This is a genomic window from Blastococcus tunisiensis (assembly GCF_900112815.1).
GTDB classification, from domain to species: Bacteria; Actinomycetota; Actinomycetes; order Mycobacteriales; family Geodermatophilaceae; genus Blastococcus_B; species Blastococcus_B tunisiensis.
Window position 1 is genome coordinate 1 of record NZ_FOND01000043.1, and the last position, 1,248, is coordinate 1,248.

Sequence of the window (1,248 nt, forward strand, 5' to 3'; positions counted from 1 at the left end):
CGGCGGATTCAAGGGGCGGACGCAGCACCCGCGGTTTGATCGCCTGACAGTAGTGGGCCGATGACCTCGTCGGGCTTGAGCCAGCCGAGGGTCTTGCGTGGTCGATCGTTGAGCTCGGCGGCGATGGCGGCGAGGTCTTCGGCGCTGTGCACCGAGAGGTCGGTGCCTTTGGGCAGGTACTGGCGGAGCAGTCCGTTGGTGTTCTCGTTGGTGCCGCGCTGCCAGGGGCTGTGCGGGTCGCAGAAGTAGATCGGCAAGTCCGCGGCGATGCTGATCTTCTTGTGGTTGCGCATCTCCAGGCCCTGGTCCCAGGCCAGGGAGCGGCGCAGCTGGGCCGGCAGTGCGGTCATCGCCTTCACCGCGGCTTCCTCGAATGCCGGCAGGTCGTGCGGACCGCCGGGCAGGTGAAGCAGGATCAGGAAACGGGTGCTGCGCTCGACCAGCGTGGCGACCGCGGACCGGTTGTTCTTGCCGACCACGAAGTCGCCTTCCCAGTGCCCGGGCACCGCGCGATCGTCGGCCTCGGCGGGGCGCTCGGAGATCATCGTCTTGTCCGGGATCCGCCGGTCGGGATCAGCACGCCCATCGACCCGCTTGCGCGGCTTGCGCAGCGCCCGCCCGGTGCGCAGCCGCCGGGTCAGCTCCTTGCGCAGTTCGCCGCGGGCCTGGACGAACAGCGACTGGTAGATCGTCTCGTGAGAGATCCGCATCGCTTCATCGTCGGGGAAGTCGACGACCAGCCGGGCAGAGATCCCCGCCGGGGACCAGCGCTTCTCCAACCCCTTCTGCACCTCGCCGCGCAACCGCTGGTCGGCCAGCTTGCGCGGCTTGGGGCGGCGCCGCCGGGCCTCGGCCGCAACTTGGGCGGGCACCGCCCGATAGGGCCGGCCCGGTTGCCCGTTGAGGTCGATCTCCCGGCTGATCGTGGACCCCGACCGGCCAAGGCGGCGGCCGATCGCCCGCAGGGATTCCCCCCGTTCCAGACCGCAGGCGATTTCCTCCCGCTCGGCCAGGTCCAGATATCGGCCGGTCGGCTCGCTCAGTTCGACAGGTGACACCCCGCCACACTCACGGAACCACCGAAATCCACGCGCCTGCGACACGCCTGATCGCTTCGCCGCGGCAACGGTCGGCAGCCCGTCCCGGATCCCGGTCCAGAACGCCCGCCGCTGATGCTGGAGCTCCGCCGTCCTCGCCATACCCGACCCCCACTCAGTCAGGGTGTTGCGACGACCCCCTGAGCCCGGG

Annotated in this window: 1 protein-coding gene; it reads right to left on the bottom strand. The window is 70.0% G+C overall.

Features of this window, described 5'->3' with window-relative positions:
* Positions 1–8: 8 nt before the first annotated feature.
* Positions 9–1,199 (bottom strand): IS30 family transposase, encoded by a 1,191-nt coding sequence (locus tag BM142_RS24045; protein ID WP_092204058.1) that lies wholly within the window; start codon positions 1,197–1,199, stop codon positions 9–11.
* Positions 1,200–1,248: the final 49 nt, after the last annotated feature.